The sequence below is a fragment of the Pseudomonas sp. ChxA genome (genome assembly GCF_030263855.1).
Classification (GTDB): Bacteria; Pseudomonadota; Gammaproteobacteria; order Pseudomonadales; family Pseudomonadaceae; genus Aquipseudomonas; species Aquipseudomonas fluorescens_CB.
Genome location: NZ_JARPMK010000002.1, coordinates 924694 through 949325, shown reverse-complemented (window position 1 = coordinate 949325; position 24632 = coordinate 924694). Strand labels below are relative to the sequence as shown.

At 59.5% G+C, this 24632-nt stretch carries 20 protein-coding genes and 1 tRNA gene; 6 read left to right on the top strand and 15 right to left on the bottom strand.

The features are described from left to right. Positions 1 to 338: 338 nt before the first annotated feature. On the top strand, positions 339 to 2117 hold the full coding sequence (locus P5706_RS30135; protein WP_285683937.1) for an acyl-CoA dehydrogenase C-terminal domain-containing protein: 1779 nt from the start codon (positions 339 to 341) through the stop codon (positions 2115 to 2117). Between the two features lie 226 nt (positions 2118 to 2343). Here P5706_RS30135 and P5706_RS30130 read toward each other — a convergent pair whose 3' ends face one another. Continuing rightward, positions 2344 to 3243, bottom strand: coding sequence for a LysR family transcriptional regulator (locus tag P5706_RS30130; RefSeq protein ID WP_285683934.1), 900 nt, complete (start codon positions 3241 to 3243; stop codon positions 2344 to 2346). 209 nt (positions 3244 to 3452) lie between these two features. Here P5706_RS30130 and P5706_RS30125 point away from each other — a divergent pair, with 209 nt between their 5' ends. The 4 genes from P5706_RS30125 to P5706_RS30110 all read left to right on the top strand — a co-directional run bounded on the left by P5706_RS30125 (position 3453) and on the right by P5706_RS30110 (position 5872). After that, positions 3453 to 4715, top strand: a complete 1263-nt coding sequence (locus P5706_RS30125; protein WP_285683932.1) for an aspartate aminotransferase family protein — start codon at positions 3453 to 3455, stop codon at positions 4713 to 4715. A gap of 234 nt (positions 4716 to 4949) precedes the next feature. Next, positions 4950 to 5315: a type II toxin-antitoxin system RelE/ParE family toxin gene (locus P5706_RS30120; RefSeq protein WP_285684933.1), complete on the top strand. Its 366-nt coding sequence runs from the start codon at positions 4950 to 4952 to the stop codon at positions 5313 to 5315. Continuing rightward, positions 5299 to 5619 carry a helix-turn-helix domain-containing protein gene (locus P5706_RS30115; protein WP_285683930.1) on the top strand — a complete coding sequence of 107 codons (321 nt, stop codon included), beginning with the start codon at positions 5299 to 5301 and terminating at the stop codon, positions 5617 to 5619. Before P5706_RS30120 ends, P5706_RS30115 begins: the two co-directional genes overlap by 17 nt. 94 nt (positions 5620 to 5713) lie before the next feature. Then, positions 5714 to 5872, top strand: a complete 159-nt coding sequence (locus tag P5706_RS30110; RefSeq protein WP_003194776.1) for a YqaE/Pmp3 family membrane protein — start codon at positions 5714 to 5716, stop codon at positions 5870 to 5872. Positions 5873 to 5877: 5 nt separating this feature from the next. Here the strand turns inward: P5706_RS30110 and pqqE are convergent, their stop codons facing one another. From pqqE to rpsU, 14 genes are all read right to left on the bottom strand, one after another. Further along, complete coding sequence (gene pqqE, locus P5706_RS30105) at positions 5878 to 7008, bottom strand: pyrroloquinoline quinone biosynthesis protein PqqE (RefSeq protein ID WP_017138040.1); 1131 nt, start codon at positions 7006 to 7008, stop codon at positions 5878 to 5880. Further along, positions 7001 to 7276, bottom strand: coding sequence for a pyrroloquinoline quinone biosynthesis peptide chaperone PqqD (pqqD, locus tag P5706_RS30100; RefSeq protein WP_200430331.1), 276 nt, complete (start codon positions 7274 to 7276; stop codon positions 7001 to 7003). The genes pqqE and pqqD overlap by 8 nt, the downstream gene beginning before the upstream one ends. Next, complete coding sequence (pqqC, locus tag P5706_RS30095; RefSeq protein ID WP_017138042.1) at positions 7273 to 8025, bottom strand: pyrroloquinoline-quinone synthase PqqC; 753 nt, start codon at positions 8023 to 8025, stop codon at positions 7273 to 7275. Before pqqC ends, pqqD begins: the two co-directional genes overlap by 4 nt. Positions 8026 to 8036: 11 nt before the next feature. Next, positions 8037 to 8948 (bottom strand): pyrroloquinoline quinone biosynthesis protein PqqB, encoded by a 912-nt coding sequence (gene pqqB, locus P5706_RS30090; RefSeq protein ID WP_010207003.1) that lies wholly within the window; start codon positions 8946 to 8948, stop codon positions 8037 to 8039. Between the two features lie 71 nt (positions 8949 to 9019). Next, positions 9020 to 9094: a pyrroloquinoline quinone precursor peptide PqqA gene (gene pqqA / locus P5706_RS30085; RefSeq protein WP_003194766.1), complete on the bottom strand. Its 75-nt coding sequence runs from the start codon at positions 9092 to 9094 to the stop codon at positions 9020 to 9022. Positions 9095 to 9252: 158 nt separating this feature from the next. Next, on the bottom strand, positions 9253 to 11610 hold the full coding sequence (gene pqqF, locus P5706_RS30080) for a pyrroloquinoline quinone biosynthesis protein PqqF (protein WP_285683924.1): 2358 nt from the start codon (positions 11608 to 11610) through the stop codon (positions 9253 to 9255). A 48-nt stretch (positions 11611 to 11658) separates the two neighbouring features. After that, positions 11659 to 12453, bottom strand: coding sequence for a carbon-nitrogen hydrolase family protein (locus P5706_RS30075; RefSeq protein ID WP_285683922.1), 795 nt, complete (start codon positions 12451 to 12453; stop codon positions 11659 to 11661). A gap of 10 nt (positions 12454 to 12463) precedes the next feature. Further along, on the bottom strand, positions 12464 to 14146 hold the full coding sequence (locus tag P5706_RS30070; RefSeq protein WP_065929487.1) for a flavin monoamine oxidase family protein: 1683 nt from the start codon (positions 14144 to 14146) through the stop codon (positions 12464 to 12466). A gap of 167 nt (positions 14147 to 14313) precedes the next feature. Further along, positions 14314 to 14760 carry an Lrp/AsnC family transcriptional regulator gene (locus tag P5706_RS30065; RefSeq protein WP_200430327.1) on the bottom strand — a complete coding sequence of 149 codons (447 nt, stop codon included), beginning with the start codon at positions 14758 to 14760 and terminating at the stop codon, positions 14314 to 14316. Between the two features lie 88 nt (positions 14761 to 14848). Then, positions 14849 to 14925: transfer RNA gene (locus tag P5706_RS30060), tRNA-Ile, on the bottom strand. A gap of 15 nt (positions 14926 to 14940) precedes the next feature. Continuing rightward, the gene (locus P5706_RS30055) at positions 14941 to 18684 is read right to left on the bottom strand and encodes an EAL domain-containing protein (RefSeq protein WP_200430326.1); all 3744 of its coding nucleotides are present in this window, start codon (positions 18682 to 18684) and stop codon (positions 14941 to 14943) included. 136 nt (positions 18685 to 18820) lie between these two features. Beyond that, positions 18821 to 20671: an RNA polymerase sigma factor RpoD gene (rpoD, locus tag P5706_RS30050; protein ID WP_200430325.1), complete on the bottom strand. Its 1851-nt coding sequence runs from the start codon at positions 20669 to 20671 to the stop codon at positions 18821 to 18823. Positions 20672 to 20738: 67 nt separating this feature from the next. Further along, positions 20739 to 22709 (bottom strand): DNA primase, encoded by a 1971-nt coding sequence (gene dnaG / locus P5706_RS30045; protein WP_285683917.1) that lies wholly within the window; start codon positions 22707 to 22709, stop codon positions 20739 to 20741. A 452-nt stretch (positions 22710 to 23161) separates the two neighbouring features. Next, complete coding sequence (gene rpsU / locus P5706_RS30040; protein ID WP_002551877.1) at positions 23162 to 23377, bottom strand: 30S ribosomal protein S21; 216 nt, start codon at positions 23375 to 23377, stop codon at positions 23162 to 23164. 203 nt (positions 23378 to 23580) lie between these two features. On the opposite strand from rpsU, the gene tsaD reads away from it, so the two are divergent. Next, entirely contained in the window at positions 23581 to 24606 is a 1026-nt protein-coding gene (gene tsaD / locus P5706_RS30035; RefSeq protein ID WP_056857844.1) for a tRNA (adenosine(37)-N6)-threonylcarbamoyltransferase complex transferase subunit TsaD, read from the top strand. Positions 24607 to 24632 lie beyond the last annotated feature (26 nt).

Genomic DNA, 24632 nt, shown 5'->3' with positions numbered 1-24632 from the left:
CAAAACCAGACGCTGAGTTCTTTCAGGGAAATTGCGGTGGCCTGTACTGGGGCCGCTTCGCAGCCCAACGCAGGGCAAGCCTGCTCGCCACAACAGCCTAACCGGTTGTGTAGATACCCATGCTGCGATGCGGGCACCTCGGTGTATCAGGTACATAGAGTTGATGCCATCGCAGGCAAACCAGCTCCCACACAAGTTCACATTGGCATTGGGTTGTGACTAATAAATACCTAATAGTCACTAACAGACCCTATGTGTCTCAAATGTTGTTCGGTTACACTCGGAGCCTGTAAAACCGATCCTATCGAATCACTTTTCCTGTTCTCACGAGGTTTGCCATGGCTGATTACAAAGCGCCGCTGCGTGATATGCGCTTCGTCCTCAACGAAGTTTTTGAGGTCGCCAACACCTGGGCCCAATTGCCGGCATTGGCAGACACCGTAGATGCCGAAACGGTTGAGGCGATCCTTGAGGAAGCCGGCAAGGTCACGGCCAAATCCATCGCGCCGCTCAGCCGTCATGGCGACGAGCAAGGTTGCCGTTGGGCGGACACTGCTGTCAGCACGCCGGATGGTTTCCCACAGGCTTACAAGACCTACGCCGAAGGTGGCTGGGTGGGCGTAGGCGGCGACCCGATCTTCGGCGGCATGGGCATGCCCAAGGCAGTCTCGGCCCAGGTTGAAGAGATGATCAACTCGTCGAGCCTGGCGTTTGGCCTGTACCCGATGCTGACCTCCGGTGCCTGCGTTTCCATCAACACCCACGCCAGCGAGGAGCTCAAGGCCACCTATCTGCCGAAAATGTACTCGGGTGAGTGGGCCGGTTCCATGTGCCTGACCGAAGCGCATGCCGGTACTGACCTGGGCATTATCCGCACCAAGGCCGAGCCGCAGGCGGATGGGTCCTACACCATCAGTGGCACCAAGATCTTTATCACCGGCGGCGAGCACGACCTCACCGACAACATCATCCACCTGGTGCTGGCCAAACTGCCGGATGCGCCGGCCGGGCCAAAGGGTATCTCGCTGTTCCTGGTGCCGAAGTTCATGGTCAATGCCGACGGCAGCCTGGGCGCGCGCAACCCGGTGAGCTGTGGCTCGATCGAGCACAAGATGGGCATTCAGGCATCCGCGACCTGCGTGATGAACTTCGATGAAGCCGTGGGTTACCTGGTGGGTGAGCCGAACCGTGGCTTAGCGGCGATGTTCACCATGATGAACTACGAGCGTTTGGGCGTGGGTATCCAGGGCCTGGCGTCGGGTGAGCGCTCTTATCAGAACGCGATTGAATATGCGCGCGACCGTCTGCAAAGCCGTTCGCCGACCGGCGCCCAAGCCAAGGACAAAGTGGCCGACCCGATCATCGTGCACCCGGATGTGCGCCGCATGTTGCTGACCATGAAAGCGTCGAACGAAGGCGGTCGCGCGTTCTCCACCTACGTGGCCACGCAATTGGACATCGCCAAGTTCAGTGAAGATGCCGCCGCCCGCGAACGTGCGGACAACCTGGTGGCGCTGCTGACACCTGTTGCCAAAGCCTTCCTCAGCGACCTTGGCCTGGAAACCACCGTGCTCGGCCAGCAGATCTTTGGCGGCCATGGCTACATCCGCGAGTGGGGCCAGGAGCAGTTGGTGCGTGATGTGCGCATCACCCAGATCTACGAAGGCACCAACGGCATTCAGGCCCTGGACTTGATGGGGCGCAAGATCGTTGGCAGCGGCGGGGCGTTCTACACCTTGTTCGCCGACCAGATCCGCCAGTTCATCGCGGCTTCAGGCGCCGAGCTGGCTGAATTCACCCGACCGCTCAGCGCAGCTGTGGATAACCTGGATGAGTTGACGGCCTGGGTGCTGGACCGCGCCAAGACCAACCCGAATGAAATCGGCGCCGCTTCGGTTGAGTACCTGCACGCCTTTGGCTATATGGCGTATGCCTATATGTGGGCACGCATGGCCAAGGCCGCGTTGGGCAAAGAAGCGCAGGAAGACTTCTATGCCAGCAAGCTGGGTACCGCGCGTTTCTACTTTGCCCGCTTGCTGCCACGTATTCATTCGCTGAGTGCGTCGGTAAAAGCCGGTAGCGAATCATTGTTTTTGCTGGATGAAGCACTGTTTTAAGGGCTTGGAGGGCGTGTAAGCATTCTCTTACATGACGTGCTGCTATTCGTCCTCTATCGCCAAATTGGATCCACGGATAATCTACTTCACATGGACGTCGCGCAGGAAGCGCAAAGCAACAACAGGGACACGTAGGATTCTGCCAGGATGGCGGAGTGAAATGGATGTCAGGGAAACAGTCTGCAAAGCCCCGCTTCGGCGGGGTTTTCTTTTGCCCGCGAAAAAGTCAGGCGCTTGCCGACGGGGCATTCATCACGTCTTCCAGCAAGGTGCGCAACAGCGCCACCGTCGCTTGCTGGCGCTGTACGTCGCGGCACACCAACCCTACTTTCAGCGGCACTCTTGGTTCACTCAAGGGCTTCCACAGCAGCGCCTGGCTGTTGTGCTGATCCTGGGAGCGCCCCGGCAATACCGTGGCGAGCTGGGTATGGGGCAGGCTGTCGAGAATCCCTGCCATGGTATTCAACTCCGCCTGCACTTGGGGCCGTCGTCCTAAGTTGGATAACTGGCTTTGCCAGATCTGGCGCACCTGAAACTCTTCCCCCAACAGCAGCATCGGCAACTCGGCTGCCTGTTTCAGCGAGACTTTCTTGAATTCCCGCAGTGGATGGTCTTCGGGGATGACGACCTTCAGTTCATCTTCGTACAGCAGCACGCCCGTCAACCCCGGCTGACGGGGTGGCAAGTAGCTGATGCCGATATCCAACGAGCCGTTGAGCAAACGCCGCTCGATCTCAAGCCCAGTCAATTCATAGATCTGCACCACCAGATGCGGTTGGGCTTTGCGCACGCGCTCGAGCATTTGCGGGACCAGGCTGGTGTGCACGGTTTGCAGCACGCCAATGGCCAAGGTGCGCATTGCCTGGCCCTTGAAGTTGCGCAACGCCTCGACGGCTTGCTGCATGCCATCGATCAGCGGCAAGGCGTGGTTGTACAAGGTGTGCGCTGCCAGTGTCGGCAACAGGCGCTTGCTGCTGCGCTCGAACAGGCTCACGTCCAGGTTCTGTTCCAGCTGGCGGATCTGTTGCGACAAGGCCGGTTGTGAGATCGACAGGCGCTCGGCGGCACGGCCCACGTGGCCTTCCTCATACACCGCGACGAAATAACGCAGTTGCTTGAAATCCATAAGACTTACTTATCGAAAAAGCTGGAAAATCGAAATGGCCGATGGCCCCTCGGACGCCTAGTCTAGCGCCTATTCGCAGGGCTTACAGGGCCGGATCGGGCAATGAACAGCGTTTATGTTGATGGCGTTTACATAGGCAAGGCAAAACACCCCCAGTCAAGGTCTGCTGGGCCTGCCGACCAAGGTCCGGTTGCTAACGGGGGTAAATTGTGAATTTGTTCCGTCGACCTGCGCCGAGCCTGGACGATCTGGTTCTGGATATACCGCGTGACGATCTTTCCAGCGAACGCCTGATGCCCACTGTGGCGCGTCCGGCCCAAGTCTTCGTGCGGGGCCAAGGCTCGTGGCTTTCGGACAGCGATGACCGTGCCTACCTGGATTTCAGCCAGGGCGGCGCCGCCAATAGCCTCGGCCACAGCTCGCATATAGTGCTCACGGCCCTGACTGAGCAGATGCAAGCGTTGATCAACCCCGGTGTTGGCCTGTACAGCCAGGCGCAACTCAATTTGGTTGACCGTCTGTGCCATCGCACCGGCAGCGACCAGGCTTACTTGCTCAACAGCGGGTCTGAAGCCTGTGAGGCAGCGATCAAGCTGGCGCGCAAGTGGGGCCAACTGCATCGCGGCGGTGCTCATCACATCATCACGGCCAGCGGCGGTTGCCATGGTCGAAGTTTCGCCACCATGGCCGCGTCGGCGGGTGCTGATAACAATCGTTTCGAGCCGCAATTGCCAGGCTTCAGCCACGTGCCTTTCAACGACCTGCCAGCTCTGCACGCCGCCGTCGATGCGCAAACAGTCGCGATCATGCTGGAACCGATCCAAGGCGCAGCCGGGGTGATTCCTGCGACTGAGCATTACCTCAAAGGCGTTGAACGCCTGTGCCGCGAGCTGGGTATTCTGCTGATTCTTGACGAAGTGCAAACCGGCATCGGCCGCTGCGGGACGTTGCTCGCTGAAGAACAGTACGGCGTGCGCGCAGACATCATCACGCTCGGCAAGGGCCTGGGCGGCGGTGTGCCGCTGGCCGCGCTGCTGGCGCGGGGCAAGGCCTGCTGTTTTGAAGTGGGCGAGCTGGAAGGTACGCATCACGGCAATGCGCTGATGGCGTCGGCGGGTGTCGCGGTACTCGACGCTGTGCTGGAAAGTGGCTTTCTCGAGCAGGTCCGCGAAGCCGGCTTGTACTTGGGAGAAGGGCTTGCCCGTTTGGCCTACCGTTATGACCATGGGCAATTACGCGGCAACGGTCTGATGTGGGGCCTGACGCTGTCGGACGATTGCGCAGAGGCGGTGGTAAAGGCTGCGCTGCACGAAGGCTTGATCCTCACGGCCGCGCAGCCTGACTGCTTGCGTTTTACCCCTGCCTTGAACATCAGCAAAAGCCACATCGACGAAATGCTCCTGCGCCTGGCGCGCGCCTTCTCCCGCGTGCGCACCGCACAACTGCAATGCCGCAAGGGCATCGCTGTTTAACCTCATATTCCTGAACCGTCTCGCGGCATACGCGGCGCCTCCAGCCTGATTCTTTTGGCTGGGGGCGTTTTTTTGTCCGTGAAGTATTTGGATTGGAAACGTTGATTGAGCATTCGTGAAAACAATGGCTTTCTAGCGAGTATCGGCAAGGACTGCCGCTGGGCACAGAAAATTTCTACGTGCTCCATTTCTAATCTGTACCACTGGGTGGTATGTTTCAGGGAAGGGATATCCATGAGGCTTAGGTTGTTCAAGACACGGCATTTTGCTGATGCGGCCGCCAAGGCCTGGATCTGTGACTCGCAGTTAAGAGAGGCATTCAGCGAGATGCTGAAGGGCCAAGCCGATAACCTGGGAGGCGGTGTCTGGAAGAAACGCCTGAATCAAAACCGTCATCGCTCAATTGTCTTGGCCAAGGGCAGACATTACTGGGTTTTTCAGCTGCTATTTGCCAAGCAGAATCAGAGCGATATCAGTCAAAAAGATTTGATTTGGTTTCGTGCGATGGCAAAAAATTATGAAGGCTTAGACGACATGCAAGTCCAGCAATTACTGGATTTAAGGGAGTTTGTGGAGATTCATCATGATCAAAAAATATGAAAGTGAAGCGCTGGAGTCGATTCATAAATCTGCCCTGGCCCTTCATTCAATTGGTGCTATCAGCAAAACCACCCTCCGTGAATATGACGAAGCATGCTTATCGGCCGTGCCGGAACAAATCCCGGCCGAGCAGATCAAGCAGCTGCGTGAAAGCAGCCATGTCAGCCAGCCCGTATTCGCTCGCTACCTCAACACCAGCGCCTCCACCGTGAAAAAGTGGGAGTCCGGCGAAAAACAACCCAGTGGCATGGCACTCAAGTTACTGAGCATCGTACAGAAGCACGGCCTGGAGATTCTAGCCTGAGGATGGCCCAATGCCAGATCCCACTGAACCCTCACGAACGCCCAAGGTCGATTAGCTACACGGCTCACACGAGCCGACTTTTTGGAGCTGACCCATGGACATCATTCGTATCATCATCGCTATCCTGCTGCCGCCACTGGGTGTGTTCCTGCAAGTGGGTTTCGGCGGCGCGTTCTGGCTGAATATCCTGCTGACCCTGTGCGGTTACTTCCCCGGCATCATCCACGCGGTGTACATCATCGCCAAGCGCTGAGGCCGTCAGCCTTTTGCAATGAGCCGTGAGTTGCGCTCGTTGCGAAAGGCCAACTGCTCGATGGTCTGGGTGGCATGTTCGGCTTCTTCCCGCGCCTTGAGGATGATGCCGTGCTGCTCGGACTTGCTGCACACCGGGTCGGCATTGCTCGCATCGCCGGTGAGCATGAACGCCTGGCAACGGCAGCCGCCGAAGTCCTTTTCCTTTTCATCGCATGAACGGCACGGCTCGGGCATCCAGTCGTAGCCGCGAAAGCGGTTGAAGCCGAACGAGTCGTACCAGATGTGCTGCATGCTGTGGTCGCGCACATTCGGAAATTGCACCGGCATCTGTCGGGCGCCGTGGCAAGGCAAGGCGGTGCCGTCCGGCGTCACTGTCAGAAAGATGCTGCCCCAGCCGTTCATGCAGGCTTTTGGGCGTTCCTCGTAGTAATCCGGCGTCACGAAAATGAGCTTGCACGGATGGCCTTCGGCTTCGAGCTTGGCGCGGTATTCGTTAGTGATGCGTTCGGCGCGTACCAACTGTTCCTGGGTCGGCAACAAGCCCACACGATTGAGCTGCGCCCAGCCGTAGAACTGGCAGGTGGCGAGCTCTACGAAGTCCGCCTCCAGTGCGATGCACAGCTCGATAATGCGGTCGATCTTGTCGATATTGTGCCGATGGGTGACGAAATTCAGCACCATCGGGTAGCCGTGCGCCTTCACCGCGCGGGCCATTTCCAGCTTTTGCGCGAAGGCTTTTTTCGAGCCGGCGAGCAGGTTATTTACTTGCTCATCGCTGGCCTGAAAACTGATCTGGATGTGGTCCAGGCCCGCCTTCTTGAAGTCGCTGATCTTCTGCTCGGTGAGACCGATACCCGAGGTGATCAGGTTGGTGTAGAAACCCAGCTTGCGCGCCTCGGCGATCAGTTCGGCAAGGTCCTGGCGCACCAGCGGTTCACCGCCGGAAAACCCCAGTTGCGCGGCGCCCATTTCTCGTGCTTCGCGAAACACCTTGATCCACTGCTCAGTGCTCAGCTCTTTACCCTGCTCGGCAAAATCCAGCGGGTTGGAGCAATACGGGCACTGCAACGGGCAGCGGTAAGTCAGCTCGGCGAGCAGCCACAGTGGCAGGCCGATCGGTGGCTTTTCAGGCAAGTTCGATCCAGTGCTCAGCACGGGCGACCTCCATGAATTGCTCGATATCTTCACCGAGCTCAGGTACGCCAGGGAATTGCTTCTCCAGCTCGACGATGATGGCGGCCACGTCGCGCTCGCCGTCGATCAGCCCGCCGATTAAAGCGGCGCTGTCGTTGAGCTTGATCATGCCTTCGGGGTAGAGCAACACGTGGCCTTTTTGCGCCGGCTCGTACTGGTAGCGATAGCCCTGGCGCCAGGTCGGTGTTTTGCTGCGATCAAAGCTCATAGGGTGATCCCTTTATGCCAGACCCGCTGCTCGGTCACGCTGTGATACGGCGGGCGTTTGAGTTCGTAGGCCATGCTCATGGCATCCAGCATGCTCCACAGAATGTCGAGTTTGAACTGCAGAATTTCCAGCATGCGTTCCTGGCCCTCGCGAGTGGTGTAGTGCTGCAGCGTGATCGCCAAACCATGCTCTACGTCGCGACGCGCCTGGCCCAGGCGGGTGCGGAAGTACTCATAACCCGCCGGGTCGATCCACGGGTAGTGTTGCGGCCAGCTGTCGAGGCGCGACTGGTGGATCTGCGGCGCAAACAGTTCGGTCAGCGAGCTGCTGGCAGCTTCCTGCCAGCTGGCGCGGCGGGCAAAGTTGACGTAGGCATCCACCGCAAAACGCACGCCGGGCAGCACCAGTTCCTGGGAACGCAGTTGGTCTGGGTCGAGGCCGACGGCCTGGCCCAGGCGCAGCCAGGCTTCAATACCGCCGTCTTCACCGGGCGCGCCGTCGTGGTCGAGCAGACGCTGGATCCACTCACGGCGGATCTCACGGTCGGGGCAGTTGGCCAGGATCGCGGCGTCTTTGAGCGGGATGTTCACCTGATAGTAGAAACGGTTGGCGACCCAGCCCTGGATCTGCTCGCGGGTGGCGCGGCCTTCATACATCGCCACGTGGTACGGGTGATGGATATGGTAGAAGGCACCCTTGGCCCGCAGGGCGGCTTCGAATTCGGCGGTGGTCAACGGTGTGTCAGTCACTTCGTCTGCTCCTACAATTCAATGCTCATGCCGTCGTAAGCCACTTCGACATTGCGCCGCACCAGCTCGGCGCGCTCGGGGGAGTCTTCGTCGAGGATCGGGTTGGTGTTGTTGATGTGGATAAGCACCTTGCGCTGCTTGGGTAGTTGCTCGAGTACTTCGAGCATGCCGCCGGGGCCGTTTTGTGCCAGGTGGCCCATCTCGCGGCCGGTGCGGGTGCCGACGCCACGGCGCTGCATTTCATCGTCGTCCCACATCGTGCCGTCCACCAGCAGGCAGTCGCTGCCCGCCATGATTTCCAGCAGCGGCGCGTCGACTTTGCCCAGGCCCGGCGCATAGAACAGCTTGCCGCCGGTGCGCAGGTCTTCGACGATCAGGCCGATATTGTCGCCTGGGTGCGGGTCAAAGCGGTGCGGCGAGTAGGGCGGCGCGGCGCTGCGCAAGGGTAGCGGGGTGAAGCGCAGGTTCGGGCAGGCCGGGATCGTGAAGCTGGCGTCCAGCTCGATACGGTTCCAGGCCAGGCCGCCGTTCCAGTGGGTCAACATGGTGAACAGCGGGAAACCGGTGCTGAGGTCTTCATGGACCATGTCGGTGCACCACACCTGATGCGGGCAACCTTCGCGCAAGCTCAAGAGGCCGGTGGTGTGGTCGATCTGGCTGTCCATCAGGATGATTGCGCTGATGCCGGTATCGCGCAGGGCACGGCCGGGTTGCATGGGCGCAAAGCCTTGCAGTTGCGCACGGATATCCGGCGAAGCATTGCACAGCACCCAGTTCACGCCATCGTCGGAGATCGCGATGGACGATTGGGTACGCGCCTGGGCGCGCAGGCTGCCGTCGCGAAAGCCTGCGCAGTTCACGCAGTTGCAGTTCCACTGCGGGAAGCCACCGCCGGCGGCGGAACCTAGAATCTGGACAAACATGATTGCTCCATCACGCAAAGCTCAAAACAAAAACGCCCCGGGCGAACCGAGGCGTTGTATTACTCAGCCAATCAACGGCTGGCGAAGTACATGGTGACTTCGAAACCGATACGCAGATCAGTGTAAGCAGGTTTGGACCAGGTCATATTCATACTCCTACCAAGGGATGGGACGTTCACTACCAAGTAATACATATAGTCCACCTCCAATCGGAGATGTTCAGATATTGCAGATGAATGTTACGCAATTCTTTTCAAGTTAGCGCTGTCTTGACGGAAAAAGCCTGTTGCAGGGTTGGCAATGATCAGCCGGCTGGCTGCCAGGCGTCGTTGATGCGCGGGCCGTTGGCCACGCAACGCCAGCCGCCGGTCGCGTCGTTGAGTTGCTGGGCGGCGCGCTGTACATCCTCGCGTGTGCGGTTTTGTATCAACTCTTGTAGCAGGTCCAGGTAACCCGACGGATGGCCCGCCAACTGCGCCTGCCACAGCAGCTCGGCGGCTTGGCTGAGCGGCAGTTGCTGGGCATTGAATTGCTGCGCCAGTGCTTGGTTGCCCAGGTCTGGGCTGTTGTCGATTAACGCCGGTAATTGCTTCAGAAAGCTTTGCAGGTGATCGATGATCCCGCTCAGTGAAATGCTGGGGGATTGCACGCCAAATAGCAGCCCGGTTTGCCCGTTGACCTGTCGGATGCCGCTGAATACCGCGTAGCCGATTTGTAGCTCGACCCGCAGACGCTGGTAAAAAGGCCCTTGGAGTAGATGGCCAAGCAGTCGACACGCGGCTTCATCGGCCAGGGAAGGCGTGGCCGTGGGGCAAAACAGCAGCAGAGCAGCTTCGTTGGAATCGGTTTTCACCTCGTGCCAGAGTTTCTGACCGGCGAGGGGCTGCGGCGTGCGTTCAATGCTTGCCGGCTGACCCGGTAGCCGCGCTGCGGCAATTTTGATCGCGGCTTCACAAGCGGCCGGTAATCCAAAACCGAGCCCATGCCATCGAGCCGTCGCCCATGAAGCGGGCCCAGAGCGAGTATCAGTGCAGCAAGCTGGCAGCGCCTTGAGCAACGCTCGGATGGCGATCATCGGTGTCGCGGCGGATGCTGCTTCTGGTGGCTGGCTTAAGCTCTGCGCCAATACGTCCAGAACAGCCGGCATGGGCTGGTGAAGACCGACCATCTTCACCAGGAAATCATTGCCGCTCGTTTCGAAAGACAACTCAACACCGGCCTGCCGGGCATTCTCGCGCAATGGTTGTAACGTATGTTCCAACCCCACGGGCGCGGCGTTATCAAACTGCCATTGCAGATACAGCGCGCCTTCATCGGTGTCATCCGCCAATGCCTGGCTGAATGTCAGCGCCGACACCTCCCGGCGGCCTCGGGAGCGGTCTTGGGCGAAGGTGCGCAAGCCACGGTGGGCGCTGGTCTGGCCACGGATCAGCCCGGCGCGTTGTTCTTTGGCAGGTGGACGCAGGAACGGGTTGCTGGGCGGCAACTGCCAAGGGTGTTGGGACGGTTTGAGGTGCAGCGAGTCCAGCAGCGCTTTCAGTGCGGCAGCGCCTTGTTGCGAAAGGTCTTCACGTTCATTTTGCACCACTGCCAGTGCGCCTTGGATCTGTTGCTGGCGAGCGTTCAACAAGGCGAACTCTTCACGTAAAGGTGTCCAGTCGCTGTGTGCGAAAAAGCTCAGCCAGTCATGCAGCAACGCTTCGATTTGCGTAGCCGAATCGTCTTCAGTATCGAGGGTAAAGTCGATATCCAATACGGCTTGCCCGGCGAACGCATAAAGCACGGACGCCTGCATTGCACTCGCCAGTTTTTGCGCTTTCAGCTCAGCCAGTAAACCACCCGGCGCCGCAGCGTTGAGCCAGGTGCAGAGAAACGCCAGCGCTTGGCGCGGAGCGCCGCAGGTGATGACGTGGTGCAGGTGATTTTTGGCGACGTGTTGATAGCTGCGCGCGTGGCCTGGCATCAATGCAGGCGGTGCGGTTTGTGGGCGCAGCGGGCCAGGGGCCAATTCGTCGCTGAAACGCTGGGCCAACGCTTGCAGCTCCTCCAACGACTGCGGGCCGGCAAGGTTCAATGTCATCTGCCCGCTCTGATAGAACTCGCGGTGAAATTCCCGCAGTGCCTGCTGAAATGCCTCACGTTCCACCGGCAGGCTATCCCGGTTACCGGCATGAAAACCGCGCAGCGGATGGTCGGCCGCCAAGCCCTCCAACAGCGCAACCTGCTGCTGTGCCTTGGCATCCTGGGACCAGGCCACAAACTCTGCCTGTAGCACTTCGCGCTCACGCACTTGGTCTTCAATCGCCAGGCGCGGATGGGTGAGCATATCCGCCAGGCGCTCGAGCCCACCGGCAAAGGTCGGCACCGGCAATTCAAAGAAGAAGTCCGTGGTGCGCTCGCGGGTGCTGGCGTTGACCTGCCCACCCTGGCGCTGCACGTAAGCCATCAAGCCTTCGCTTGTGGGAAAGCGCGCGGTGCCGAGAAACAGCAAATGCTCAAGAAAATGCGCCAAGCCCGGCCACGCCAATGGCACGTCATGGCTGCCGGCGGCCACACGCAACATTGCAGCGCAACGCTTCAAGCGTGGCGCATGGCGCAAGGAAACCCGCAGGCCGTTGGCCAAGGTCAAGTCAAGATAATGAGGGTGGGCCGGCGCAGGCATGGGCACTTCCGAAACGTAGAATGTGCCTATGCTAACAAACCGGCCGGTTCAGGGCTTGTGCAGCGCGCCGTACAACTCTGGACGACGGTCTTGCAGGTAGTGATTGGTCGCGCGGGCATCCAGGATCGACTGGCGATCCAGCGTACCGACGATCAGCGCTTCATCTAATCCCGCCTGGGCGATTCGCTGGCCATTGGGCGCAGCAATACTGCTTTGCCCGCAATACTGAATCTCGCCTTCGTGCCCGCAGTAGTTGGCGTAGGCCACATAGCATTGGTTTTCAAAGGCCCGCGCCCGCACGGTCACGTCGGCAACAAAGTCGAACGGCACCATATTGGCCGTCGGCACCAGGATCATCTCGGCGCCGGCCAGGGCCAGGCGGCGGGTGTTTTCCGGGAACTCCAGGTCGTAGCAGATCAGAAACCCGAGCTTCCAGCCGTTAAGCTCCACCAGTGGGAAATTATCTTCCCCGGCGCTGAACATCGAGTGGTCCAGGTCGCCAAACAGATGAGTCTTGCGGTAGTTGCACAGGCGCTGGCCGTGGGCATCGATCAACTGCACGGCGTTATAGATCTGCCCGTCCTCTGCTCGCTCCGGGTAACCGTAGAGAATGGCCAAACCGGCGCTTTTGGCCAGCTCGGCAATTGCCTGTGCCGACGGCCCATCCTGAGCTTCCGCGAGTGCGCCCACCGCCTCGGCACCGATGTTGTAACCGCTGAGGAACATCTCCGGCAGCACCAGCACGTCGGCACCGGTGGCCTCATGCGCCAATTGATGCAGGCGCTTGAGGTTGCCGGCCACATCCAGCGGCAGCGGTGGGCATTGGTACAGGGCGACACGCATGCGCAACTCCTTAATCGGCCAGGGCGATCGGGCCGATTTCGTCAAAGACATCACCTGGGCCCGGGTTCTCGGGGTGAGTGCTGCCGCCGAAGTGGGTCATGATGCCCCACACCGCGTTCAGTGAGGTTTGCACTGCGCCCTCGACCCACGCAGGCGTCCAGGATACGTCGTCACCGGCGATAAAGATCCCACGCTGTTCGGCAGGCATGTCCTTCTGCATAAAGTGCGCATACATACGCTGGTTGTAGCGATAGTGGCCCGGCAACGCGCCTTTGAAGGCGCCGAGGAAATGCGGGTCGGCTTCCCAGGACACGGTGATCGGGTCGCCGATGATGCGCGCCTTGATATCGACTTTCGGGTAGATCTTTTTCAGCGCGTCGAGGGCCAGTTTCACGCGCTTGTCGATGGGCTGCGGGAGCATTTTCAGCGCGTCGCTCATCCACGAATACGACAGGCAGATCACACCTGGCTTGTCGTCACCGTTGTCGAACAGATAGGTGCCACGAGTAAGGCGATCGGTGAGGGTCATGCTCATCAGGTCGCGGCCGGTCTCCGGGTCTTTGTCTTTCCAGAACGGGCGGTCGACCATCACGAAGGTTTTTGACGATTGCATGTAGCGCGTGCGGTCCAGGGCCATCCACATTTTTTGCGAAAACAGGGTTTCGTCGCATTCGATCTGAGTGGTCAGCAGCCAGCTTTGGCAGGTAGTCAGCACGGCGGCGTATTCGCGGGTGTCACCGTAGTTGTCGGTCACCGCAAAGCGGCCATCGGCAGCGTGGGCAATGCGTTTCACCCCCGCCCGTGGCGCACCGCGATGCAGCGAGCTGAGGCTGGTGCCGGCAGGCCAGTGGGCGCAACGCTCCGGCACATGGCGCCAGATGCCCATGGGCACTTGCGCTACGCCGCCAACCACCAGGTGTTGGTGATCGTCGCAGTTGGTCATGACCACGCGGAAGATTTCCAGCATTGAATTGGGGAAATCCGAGTCCCAGCCGCCAGTGCCGAAACCCACCTGGCCAAACACTTCGCGGTGCGCGAACGACAGTTTGGCGAACGCCTTGGAAGTGGCGACGAAGTCATAGAAGGTGCGGTCGTCCCACAGCGGTACCAGCTTGTTCCACAGCGCCTTGAGGCGCGGCACGTCACGGTCGCGAATAGCTTGCTGGATATCACCGAACTGCGAGCCGGCCTCCAGCGCATCCGCCCAGGCATCGGCCACTTCCTGGAATAGCACCGGCAGGTCCGAGAGTTTCTGCGCGTAGTGGGTCTGGCCTTCGAGGTCGACCACTGTGCTGCCGGAAGCCGGCGTCAGTGGGTTAGGAAAAGGCTTGGTCTCCAGGCCCAGCTTGTCCACATAGTGGTAGAACGCGGTGGACGACACCGGAAAGCGCATGCCGCCCAGCTCGGCGATGATGCCTTCGGCGCCTTCAAAGGCCTGGGAGCGCAAACGCCCGCCCATCTTCGAGGCCTCGTATACCACCGGCTTGAGGCCCAGCTTCATCAGCTCGTAGGCCGCCACCAGCCCGGCGATCCCGGCACCTACAATCGCCACTTCCGCACCATGGTTGGCGGCGGGAATACTACCCAGGCCAGCCGGGTGTTCGATCCAGTCATCAAAGGCAAACGGAAAATCCGGGCCAAAGATGGTGATAGGTTTTTTACCGTCGGCGGGATGGCGATTGGTCTTGCTGATGGTGCTGGACGGAATGCTCATGGCTGACCTTACTGACGACTCGGCGGGGTTCGGCCCGTTGAGTATAGGAAAAGATGGCAGCCAGTTTAGGGAGCGTAGCGTTCGTTATTAAGACGCAATGTGTCGTCGGATTGGATTGTTTTTAGTCAGAGTGACGAAGTTGCTGGTCAAAGTGGCTGGCCACGGTCCAATTTGTTACTGAGGATGATCGACGTGGTGGTTTTTTCCACGCCCTCGACGCTGCCGATCTGGTCCAGCAACTGGTCCAACTGCTCCGGCGAATCAGTGCGCAGCCAAGCCACGTAATCGAACTCGCCACTCACCGCACACAACTGCTGCACCTGCGCCATGGCGCTCAACCGGCGCAGCACTTCCTTGCCCGAGCGCGCTTGCACGGTAATGCCGACATACGCCTGCAACCCCCCATCGACCACACGCTGCCCGAGGCGCACGCCATAACCGGTGATCACCTGAGTTTTCTCCAGACGCGCCAGGCGCGATGTCACCGTGGTGCGCGCAATCCCCAACTGCCGGGCAAGCATGGCGACGCTTTCGCGGGCGTTGATCTGCAAGGCGGCGATCAGTTGGCGATCGATTTCGTCGAGGGCGGGCAAGGGGTAGGGCTCCGGTGCGAGGGCAATGAGGCGGTATGTTACAGACTTCCAGACACGAAAAAGCCGCGCATTGCGCGGCTTTCTTGTTTGGTGGGCCCAGTAGGACTCGAACCTACGACCAAGGGATTATGAGTCCCCTGCTCTAACCAACTGAGCTATAGGCCCTCAGTAGGACGCGGATTATAGCGACGGTTTCCGTGCTGTGCCATCCGAAAAGTCTGAAACCCGCATATGAAGAAAAGTCTCGGCAAAAAGCTCCGGCGGCAGTGGCAGGCTGACGATGTAGCCTTGCATCTGTTCGCAGCCTTCGGCGGCCAGGAAGGCTTGTTGTGCGGGGTTTTCCACGCCTTCGGCAATGATGGTGAATTGCATGCTGTGGCCCAGGGCGATGATGGCGCGCACGATGGCGGCGTCGTGGGGATCGTCGGGCAGGCCGCGGACGAAGGACTGGTCGATCTTGAGGAAGTCCAGTGGCAGGCGCTTGAGGTAGCTGAGGGATGAATAGCCGGTGCCGAAGTCATCGATGGCCAGTTGCACGCCCAGGTGCTTGAGTTGATGCAGCACTTCGAGGGCTTCTTCGGCCTGGCTCATGATGAAGTTTTCGGTGATCTCCAGTTGCAGGCAGCCGGGCTCCAGGTCGTAGTCGTGCAGCAGTTGTTCGATGCGCGCCAGCAGGTTGGGGTGACGCAGTTGCGCGCCGGCGAGGTTGACTGACAGCGGGCCGAAATCATCAAAGGCGTGTTTCCACGTGTGCATCTGGCGGCAGGCCTGTTCCAGTACCCAGTCGCCAATCTGCAGGATCATGCCGTTCTCTTCGGCCAGGGCGATGAAGTGTTCCGGCGGCACGTCACCAAAGGTCGGGTGGTGCCAGCGAATCAAGGCTTCGGCGCCGATCAGTTCCTGGGTGACCAGGCTGAGCTTGGGTTGGTAGTACAGAAACAGCTCTTCACGCTCGATGGCGCGGCGCAGTTCGTGCTCGAGGGCAACGCGTTCGTTGGCCTGGGCGGTGAGGTCCTGAGTGTAGCTTTCGACCCGGTTGCGGCCTTTGGCCTTGGAGCGGTACATCGCGGCATCAGCATTTTTAACCAGGGTGGCGACGTCGCTGCCGTCCTGTGGGTAGAGGCTGGTGCCGATGCTGGCGCTGATAAAGAACTCATGCTCGCCAGCCTGGAACGGCGGGGTGAAGCAGGCGAGCAGTTTATTGGCCAAGTGCTCGGCATCGCTGGCTTGTTGCAGGCCGGGCAGCAGGATGATGAATTCGTCGCCGCCCAGGCGTGCCACGGTGTCGATGTCGCGTAGTTGCTCCTTGAGGCGCACGGCGATGTCCTTGAGCAGCAGGTCGCCGACGGGGTGGCCGAGGCTGTCGTTGATATGCTTGAAGCGGTCCAGGTCGAGGAACAGCACGGCGCCTTGGTTACCGGTTTCTTTCTGGCTATTGAGGGCGGCCTGCAGTCGGCTTTCAAACAGGGTGCGGTTGGGCAGGCCGGTCAGTGGGTCATGGTGGGCCTGATAGTCGAGGCGAGCCTGGGCGTGCTTGAGGCTGGAGATATCCGCAAACACGGCAACAAAGTGCGTGATCAACTGGTCGCGGTTGCGCACGGCGCTGATGGTCAGCCAACTGGGGTACAGCTCGCCGTTTTTGCGACGGTTGGAAATCTCGCCCTGCCAATGACCGTGGGCGGTCAATTGATGCCACATCGCCGCATAGAACGCGCTGTCATGCAGGCCGGAAGCGAGCAGGCGTGGCGTGCTGCCGAGGGCTTCGGCTTCGCTGTAGCCGGTAATTTCGCTGAAGGCACGGTTGACGGCGCTGATGTTCTGCCGGGTGTCAGTGATCAATACCCCTTCGGCGGTGCTCTCGAATACTGTGGCGGCCTGTTGCAGTTTTTCCTGCATCACTTGGCGTTCGGTGATGTCGCGGGCGATGGTCAACATGCAGTCTTCTTCGCCGATGGGCAGCGGGCGGCTGGACACTTCGCACAGGCGAATCAAACCGTCGGCGCGGCGGATATGGCAGACGAAGTCGCGCACAAAACCGTCGCGTTGCATCAGTTCCAGCATGTGTTTGCGTTCGTTGAGGTCGACCCAGATGCCCAGTTCCAGGGTCGACTGGTCGAGCGAGTTCGCACTGGTAAAGCCCGTCAGGCGGGTGAAGCCTTCGTTCACTTCAATCAAAAGCCCATCGCGTTGGCGGCTGAGCAGCAAGCCGTCGGGTGAGGCGTGGAAGGCCTTGGCGAATTTCTCTTCGGAGGTTTGCAGCAGTTGCTGGGTTTCCTTGAGTTGGGTGATGTCACGCACCACTACCACCAGGGCTTCTGTGGTGTCGAGTTGGAACGGCTCGGCGGAGATCAGCCCAGTAAACGCCTGGCCATTGCTGCGCAGAAATGGCATTTCCAGGTTGCGGATGCTGGTGGTCTGTACGCGTTGCAGCAGGTCGGGGCCGACGCCTTGAATGCCCCAGATGTTCAGTTCGGTGGCGGTTTTGCCCACCACCTGTTCGGCGCTTAGCCCAATCTGGTCCTCGAATGCCTTGTTTACTTCCAGCAGGCAGCCATCAGAGAGGCGGGCGATGACCAGGATGTCCGGGCATTGCTGAAACACCGAGGCAAATTTCTGTTCGGAAAGCTGCAACGCCTCTTCAGTACGCTTGGCTTCGCTGATATCGATCATCAAGCCGCGCAACACCGGCTCATGGCCGTGCTCGATCAGGCTGACGATGTCGCGCACCCACAAGCAACGGCCGTCAGCGGTAATCACCCGGTAATCGAGGCTGTGATCGCGGTTGGCACGGGTTTCCTGGTAGCAGAATGCCTCCGCTCGGGTCAGGTCGGCGGGGTGGATGATGTTGCGCCAGAAGCCTGGAATCAGCCAGTGGGCGCGGGGGTAACCCAGCAGGTCCTCGGCGTGGGGCGACACATAGCTGTAGGTGAAGTCGGTGATACTGGCTTCCCAGGCAATCGCAGACAGACTCTCCACCAGGCCACGATAATGGTATTCGCTGCTGCGCAATTCTTGCTCAAGGGCAACCCGCCGGGCAATTTCCGAGCTGAGCCGGCGGTTGATACGAATCACGATGGCCAGCACGGTGCTCAACAGCAGCACCGCTGGCAGGCCGTACATCAGCAAATCGGCCCAGAAGGTGCGGTGATCGGTGAAGCTGCCGACCCAGTGTTGCTGGATCGCGTCGGTTTCGTCGGAGCTGAGGTCAGCGAGGACTTTGTCCAGGATGCCCACCAGTATTTTCTGGTCGCGCGGCACGCCCATCGCCAACTGGTAGCGATAGGGCGTTTCGCCGCTGACGTATAAACCATCCAGCTTGAGCTGGCGCAGGCTCCAGACGCTGGAGGCGAGGTCGCCGACAACCGCATCCACTTCATCGGTGGCCAGGGCTTGCAGTGTCGAGCTGACGTTGGGCATGGCCACCAGGTTGAGGTCAGGGTGGTGGGTGCGCAGTAATTCGTGCGGCGCGTAGTTGTCCACCACGGCAATCTTCAGGCCGTACAGGTCTTTGAGGTTGCGCGGTTTCGCGCCGCCCTCATGGGCGAGGATGACGATGGGAAAATCCAGGTACGGGCGCGTAAAGGCCAGGTAATTCTGGCGCTCGGGCGTCGACATGATGCCGGGCAGCAGGTCGAGCTGGTTGTTTTTCGCCTGGTCGAGTACGGCGGTCCAGTTTGCCGGCTCGATCAGCTTGATCCGCACGCCCAGGCGGTCCTGGATCAGGCGGACATAGTCGGCAGCGAGGCCTTGATAACGGCCATTTTCATCACGGTATTCGAAGGGCGGCCAAGAAGCGTCCACCCCCAGGCGCAGCTCCTGATGGTCCGCCAGCCAGCCACGCTCATCATCAGTAAGAGTCAACGCGCCAGCCGTTGCGGTCCAGGTCAGCAGCGACAGCAGTATCACGGTCGGCAGTCTGGGCATAACGGTCTCGTTATGGCACGGGGAATGTTTCGAGTGTAGACGGGCATTGCGGGGGAGGGGTGTTGCGGAGGAAGTTAATCCATAGAAATTAGTCTATAGAAAACAAAACCCCCGGCCTGGGCCGGGGGTTCTGGTATCACTCGTCGAGGAAGGAGCGCAGATGCTCGCTTCGCGTCGGGTGGCGCAACTTGCGCAGCGCCTTGGCTTCGATCTGACGGATCCGCTCGCGGGTCACGTCAAACTGCTTACCGACTTCCTCAAGGGTGTGGTCGGTATTCATGTCGATGCCGAAACGCATGCGCAGTACCTTGGCTTCACGGGCAGTGAGGCCGGACAGTACGTCGCGAGTCGCTTCTTTAAGGCTCTCAACAGTGGCGACATCGATTGGCGACTGCATGGTCGAGTCTTCGATGAAGTCACCCAGATGGGAGTCTTCGTCATCACCAATCGGCGTTTCCATGGAGATCGGCTCTTTAGCGATCTTCAATACCTTGCGGATTTTATCCTCAGGCATTTCCATGCGTTCGCCCAGCTCTTCCGGGGTCGGTTCGCGACCCATTTCCTGCAACATCTGCCGGGAAATACGGTTGAGCTTGTTGATCGTCTCGATCATGTGCACCGGAATACGGATGGTGCGGGCCTGGTCGGCGATCGAGCGAGTGATCGCCTGACGGATCCACCAGGTGGCATAAGTCGAGAACTTGTAACCGCGACGGTATTCGAACTTGTCCACCGCCTTCATCAAGCCGATGTTGCCTTCCTGGATCAGATCGAGGAATTGCAGGCCACGGTTGGTGTACTTCTTGGCGATCGAGATCACCAGACGCAAGTTCGCTTCAACCATCTCTTTCTTCGCGCGGCGGGCCTTGGCCTCACCGATCGACATGCGACGGTTGATGTCTTTGATCTCTGCGATCGTCAGACCGGTTTCGGTTTCAAGCGCGGTCAGCTTCTGCTGGCAACGGATGATGTCCGGTTGCAGGCGACCAATGGCTTCGGCGTATTTCGCCTTGCCTTTAGCCAGTGCATCGGTCCAGCTTTCGTCTACTTCGTTGCCCGGGAACTGGCGCAGGAAGTCGGCACGCGGCATACGTGCATCACGCACACACAGCTGCATGATTGCGCGTTCTTGAGCACGCAGGCGCTCAAGAGCACTGCGAACACGTTCAACCAGGCCTTCAAATTGCTTTGGCACCAGCTTGATCGGCATGAACAGCTCAGCCAGGGCCACCAGCTCGGCAATTGCCTGCTTGTTGGACCGGCCGTGCTTTTTCAAAGCCTTGCGGGTGATTTCCATTTGATCGGAAACCGCACCGAAACGCTGGGCAGCGATGATCGGGTCCGGGCCGCTTTCAACTTCGTCTTCGTCGTCGCTGCTGGCTTCAGCATCGTCGTCTTCGGCATCGTCGTCGGCTTTCGCGGCTTTCGCATCGACAGGCGGCGGCACTTCGGCGGCAGGCGGCGCAATGCCGTCGTCCGGGTCGATATAGCCACTCAGAACGTCGGACAGGCGGCCACCTTCGGTGGTCACGCGGGTGTACTCGGAGAGAATGTGGTCAACCGTGCCTGGGAAGTGCGCGATTGCGCCCATCACTTCACGGATGCCTTCTTCGATACGCTTGGCGATTTCAATTTCGCCTTCGCGTGTCAGCAACTCGACCGTACCCATTTCGCGCATATACATGCGCACAGGGTCCGTCGTGCGACCGATATCGGTCTCCACTGCTGCCAACGCTGCTGCTGCCTCTTCGGCCGCAGCTTCGTCGGTATCGGCGTCGGCCAGCATAAGGGAATCCTTATCTGGCGCAACCTCGAATACGTTGATCCCCATGTCGTTAATCATGCGGATGATGTCTTCCACCTGCTCTGGATCTGAAATATCCTCAGGCAGGTGGTCGTTGACCTCCGCGTAAGTCAGGTAACCCTGCTCACGACCCAGTGTGATCAACTCTTTGATACGAGACTGCTGTTGCGCTTTTCCGGACATAACACCCTATCCACTGAAGGTCTTGGCGGGCAAAAAACAAGCCGAGGATTATACCCGAGCTATGACCTCACACGCCAGCTGAGGTCGGGTTTGATGCGCAAACATTCTGTTTTAAGAGGTCGCGCATCTGTTTTGCTATCTGAATTTGCTCTTCAGCCGACAATCCCGGCTGCCTTGCACGCTTGATCAGCTCATCCAGGGTCTGCGTATGCTGACCTGCGGATAACCTAGTAATGGTGTCTAAAAACTGTTGTTCAAGGTTGTCGCCGTCAATTAGCCACTCCTTTTCCGCCAGTGCTTTAAGCAAGCGCCCTTGTTCGGTGCCATGCCAACGAGCCATCAATTGAATTGAGTTTAGCTTAGGATTTTTCTGCACCGCCTCGATCAAGGCGATCAGTACCTGAGCATAAGTGTTGCTCTCGTTGGCAAAGTGATCGGCGCTCTCAACTTTTTTCGCCAATTGCGGGTGGTGAATAAGTGTGCGCAGTGCAATGAGCGTTGGAGCTTCGACGGCGACAGGAGTTCGCGGTGCGTAAGCCTCGTCGCGATCACCGCGCTTGCCGTTCTTGTTCCAGGGCTTTTTGTCCCATTTTTTGCCGCCCGCGCCGGGTTTCTTCGGCGTCCACTCCTGCTGGGGCGCGTAGGCCTCCTGCGGTTGGTGGAAGTCGGAATAATCCGGCATGGCGTCGTAATCCATGCCTGGGTCGTAGGCCGGCGGTGCTTGCTGCGGCGCGCTGTGCACCAGCTGGCTGACGGCCTCGCCACTCAAGCCGGTGATTTCCAGCAGGCGCATGCGCATCAGCGATTTCAGGTTGGCGCCCGGCACTTTATCGATCAGCGGCGCTGCGAGCGTGGCCATGTGGGCCTTGCCTTCGAGGGAGCGTGGGTCGGCTTCTTCGGTCAGTTGCTGGAAGAAATAGTCCGCCAGCGGCTGCGCATGTTGATTGATGCGGGCGCGGAAGGCATCGGTGCCTTCGGAGCGCACCAGGGTATCCGGGTCTTCGCCTTCGGGCAGGAACAGGAAGCGCGCGCGGCGCCCGTCCTGCAGGCTCGACAACGTGGCTTCGAGTGCACGCCACGCGGCGTTGCGGCCAGCCTGGTCGCCGTCAAAACAGAACAGCACGTTGGGCACCACGCGAAACAGGCGCTTCATGTGTTCTTCGCTGGTGGCGGTGCCCAAGGTGGCGACGGCATTGCGCAGGCCCTGCTGGGCCAGGGCAATCACGTCCATGTAGCCTTCCACCACGATGATTTCATCGAGGTTGCGATTGTTCTTGCGCGCTTCAAACAGGCCGTAGAGCTCCTGGCCCTTATGAAACACCGGCGTTTCCGGGGAGTTCAGGTACTTGGGCTTGTCGTCACCCAATACGCGACCACCAAAAGCAATGATGCGGCCACGGCTGTCGCGGATCGGAAACATCACGCGGTCGCGGAAACGGTCATAGCGCTTGCCGGTCTCGGCGTTTTCCACCAGCAGGCCGGCATCGATCATGGCCTTCTGCTGTAGTGTGTCGCTGCTTAAATGTTTGTACAGGTTGTCCCAGCCCGGCGGGGCGAAACCCAGGCCAAAATCCCGGGCGATCTCGCCGGTGAGGCCACGGCCCTTGAGGTACTCGACGGCGGCCTTGCGCTGCGGATGGCTTTTAAGCGCCTGACGATAGAAGTCGGCAGCGGCCGTCAGCAGCGGGTACAGCGGCGAATCGGTGGGTTGGCGCGGCTTGTGCGGGCGGCCACTTTCTTCGCGGGGGATTTCCATACCGGCGGCTTTAGCCAGTTCCTCGACAGCCTGGGGGAAGTCCAGGTTGTCGTGGTCCATGATAAAGCCGAGGGCGTTGCCGCCTGCGCCACAACCGAAGCAGTAGTAGAACTGCTTGTCGGGGCTGACGCTGAATGACGGGGTTTTTTCTTTGTGGAACGGGCAGCAGGCGGTGTAGTTCTTGCCGGCCTTCTTCATTTGCACGCGCGAGCTGACAACATCGACGATGTCGGTGCGGTTAAGAAGGTCGTCAATAAAACTCTGGGGAATCAGCCCGGCCATGGCGTTCTCGTCATCACTGCGTGTAAATGAGGGCCCGTGAAGTGATCAAGCGCACGTATCGAGTGCTCGAACATCTATCGTTTATATGGGGAGTGTATCTGCCGAGCATTCACTGACGTTAATTTCTATCAGTCTTCGGCTTGGAATGTTGCCCGTGCGTCCGGTGTTGGCCAATAGTGGCCTCGGAAACGCCTTGATGGGCACAGCCGACACAGTTGATCGTCTGTTTGTAGAAATCTGTGTTGCAAGAAAAAGGGGTGTGCTCGTCAGTAGCCTTGTTAGGCTCGTCAGAAGAGACGCGCACCGCTGGCAGAAGAGCCAGTCCTGACGTGTGAAGCAGTGTCTCGGTCGCGTGTGCGGCGTCGACGGTGAAGCATCAAGCGATATCCGCAAATGCCAACAGCCCGGCTGAGGGCCGGGCTTGGCAGAAGCTTGCTACGTAAGTCTGTGTATTAGTACAGACGAACGGCGCGGCGCTGTTCGCGCTGAACTTTCTTGGCGTGACGCTTAACAGCGGCTGCTGCTTTACGCTTACGCTCAGAAGTTGGCTTCTCATAAAATTCGCGGCTACGAACTTCAGCCAGAACACCGGCTTTTTCGCAGGAGCGCTTGAAACGACGCAGAGCTACGTCGAAGGGTTCGTTCTCTTTTACTTTGACGGCTGGCATCCAGAGCTACCTTCTTTCATTACCGGGAATCAACGTTCTCGTCGCAAAAAATTCGCGGCTGAGGTCGTCGGTTTTTAAGGGTTGCGGATGTTAACCCCTCATTGACCGGAATGCAAAGCCTCTGATCGAAAACCGCTAGTCGGGAGGGGGAGTGGCGACTATTATGCGCGCCTTCGAATTCAGCCTCTACAAGGCGCAAACCCATGCTAGTACTGGGACTTGAAACCTCCTGCGACGAAACCGGTGTCGCACTTTACGACAGTGAACGCGGGCTTTTGGCCGATGCGCTGTTCAGTCAGATCGACCTGCACCGCGCTTATGGCGGGGTAGTGCCGGAGCTGGCCAGCCGTGATCACGTCAAGCGCATGCTGCCCTTGATTCGCCAGGTGTTGGACGAGGCCGGCTGCGTGCCGACCGAGATTGATGCGATCGCCTATACCGCAGGCCCAGGATTGGTTGGAGCCCTTCTGGTTGGGGCCTCTTGCGCCCAGGCGCTGGCATTTGCCTGGGGCATTCCAGCCCTCGGTGTGCACCATATGGAAGGCCATTTACTGGCGCCGATGCTGGAAAAAACACCGCCGCAGTTCCCGTTCGTCGCTTTGTTGGTTTCGGGCGGCCACACACAGTTGGTTCAGGTGGATGGAATCGGCCAATACACGCTTTTGGGTGAGTCGCTGGACGACGCCGCCGGCGAAGCTTTCGACAAAACCGCGAAGATGATGGGGCTCAATTATCCCGGTGGTCCGGAAATCGCGCGGCTGGCCGAAAAAGGCGTGCCGGGCCGCTACACCTTCCCGCGTCCGATGTGCGACCGCCCAGGCCTGATGTTCAGTTTCAGCGGCTTGAAAACCTCCGCGCTGAACACTTGGCAGCAAAGCGTCAGCGCCGGGGACGACAGTGAGCAAGCCCGTTGCGACATCGCGCTGGCGTTCCAGCAGGCCGTGGTGGAGACTTTGACCATCAAGTGCAAGCGCGCCCTGAAGCAGGCGGGTATGCAGCGCCTGGTGATCGCAGGCGGCGTCAGCGCCAACAAGGCATTGCGCGCCTCGCTGGAAAAAATGCTCGGCGACATGAAGGGCGATGTGTTCTATGCGCGCCCTGAGTTTTGCACCGACAACGGCGCAATGATTGCTTATGCCGGTTGCCAGCGCTTGCAGGCCGGGCAGCACGAAAGCCTGGCGATCAGCGTGCAGGCGCGCTGGCCCATGGAGCAGCTTTCGCCGCTTTAGGTGGCTTGGCTTGCGCCGGGCTCATC

Excerpts from the sequence above, each read along its gene's own strand:
- P5706_RS30120 (WP_285684933.1), top strand. The coding sequence starts at position 4,950 with ATGAGGCTTAGGTTGTTCAAGACACGGCATTTTGCTGATGCGGCCGCC.
- pqqF (WP_285683924.1), bottom strand. The coding sequence starts at position 11,610 with ATGCCTGCGCCGGCCCACCCTCATTATCTTGACTTGACCTTGGCCAAC.
- tsaD (WP_056857844.1), top strand. The coding sequence starts at position 23,581 with ATGCTAGTACTGGGACTTGAAACCTCCTGCGACGAAACCGGTGTCGCA.
- P5706_RS30055 (WP_200430326.1), bottom strand. The coding sequence starts at position 18,684 with ATGCCCAGACTGCCGACCGTGATACTGCTGTCGCTGCTGACCTGGACC.
- P5706_RS30110 (WP_003194776.1), top strand. The coding sequence starts at position 5,714 with ATGGACATCATTCGTATCATCATCGCTATCCTGCTGCCGCCACTGGGT.
- P5706_RS30115 (WP_285683930.1), top strand. The coding sequence starts at position 5,299 with ATGATCAAAAAATATGAAAGTGAAGCGCTGGAGTCGATTCATAAATCT.
- rpsU (WP_002551877.1), bottom strand. The coding sequence starts at position 23,377 with ATGCCAGCCGTCAAAGTAAAAGAGAACGAACCCTTCGACGTAGCTCTG.
- P5706_RS30075 (WP_285683922.1), bottom strand. The coding sequence starts at position 12,453 with ATGCGTGTCGCCCTGTACCAATGCCCACCGCTGCCGCTGGATGTGGCC.
- dnaG (WP_285683917.1), bottom strand. The coding sequence starts at position 22,709 with ATGGCCGGGCTGATTCCCCAGAGTTTTATTGACGACCTTCTTAACCGC.
- rpoD (WP_200430325.1), bottom strand. The coding sequence starts at position 20,671 with ATGTCCGGAAAAGCGCAACAGCAGTCTCGTATCAAAGAGTTGATCACA.
- P5706_RS30130 (WP_285683934.1), bottom strand. The coding sequence starts at position 3,243 with ATGGATTTCAAGCAACTGCGTTATTTCGTCGCGGTGTATGAGGAAGGC.
- P5706_RS30135 (WP_285683937.1), top strand. The coding sequence starts at position 339 with ATGGCTGATTACAAAGCGCCGCTGCGTGATATGCGCTTCGTCCTCAAC.
- pqqD (WP_200430331.1), bottom strand. The coding sequence starts at position 7,276 with ATGAGCTTTGATCGCAGCAAAACACCGACCTGGCGCCAGGGCTATCGC.
- pqqB (WP_010207003.1), bottom strand. The coding sequence starts at position 8,948 with ATGTTTGTCCAGATTCTAGGTTCCGCCGCCGGCGGTGGCTTCCCGCAG.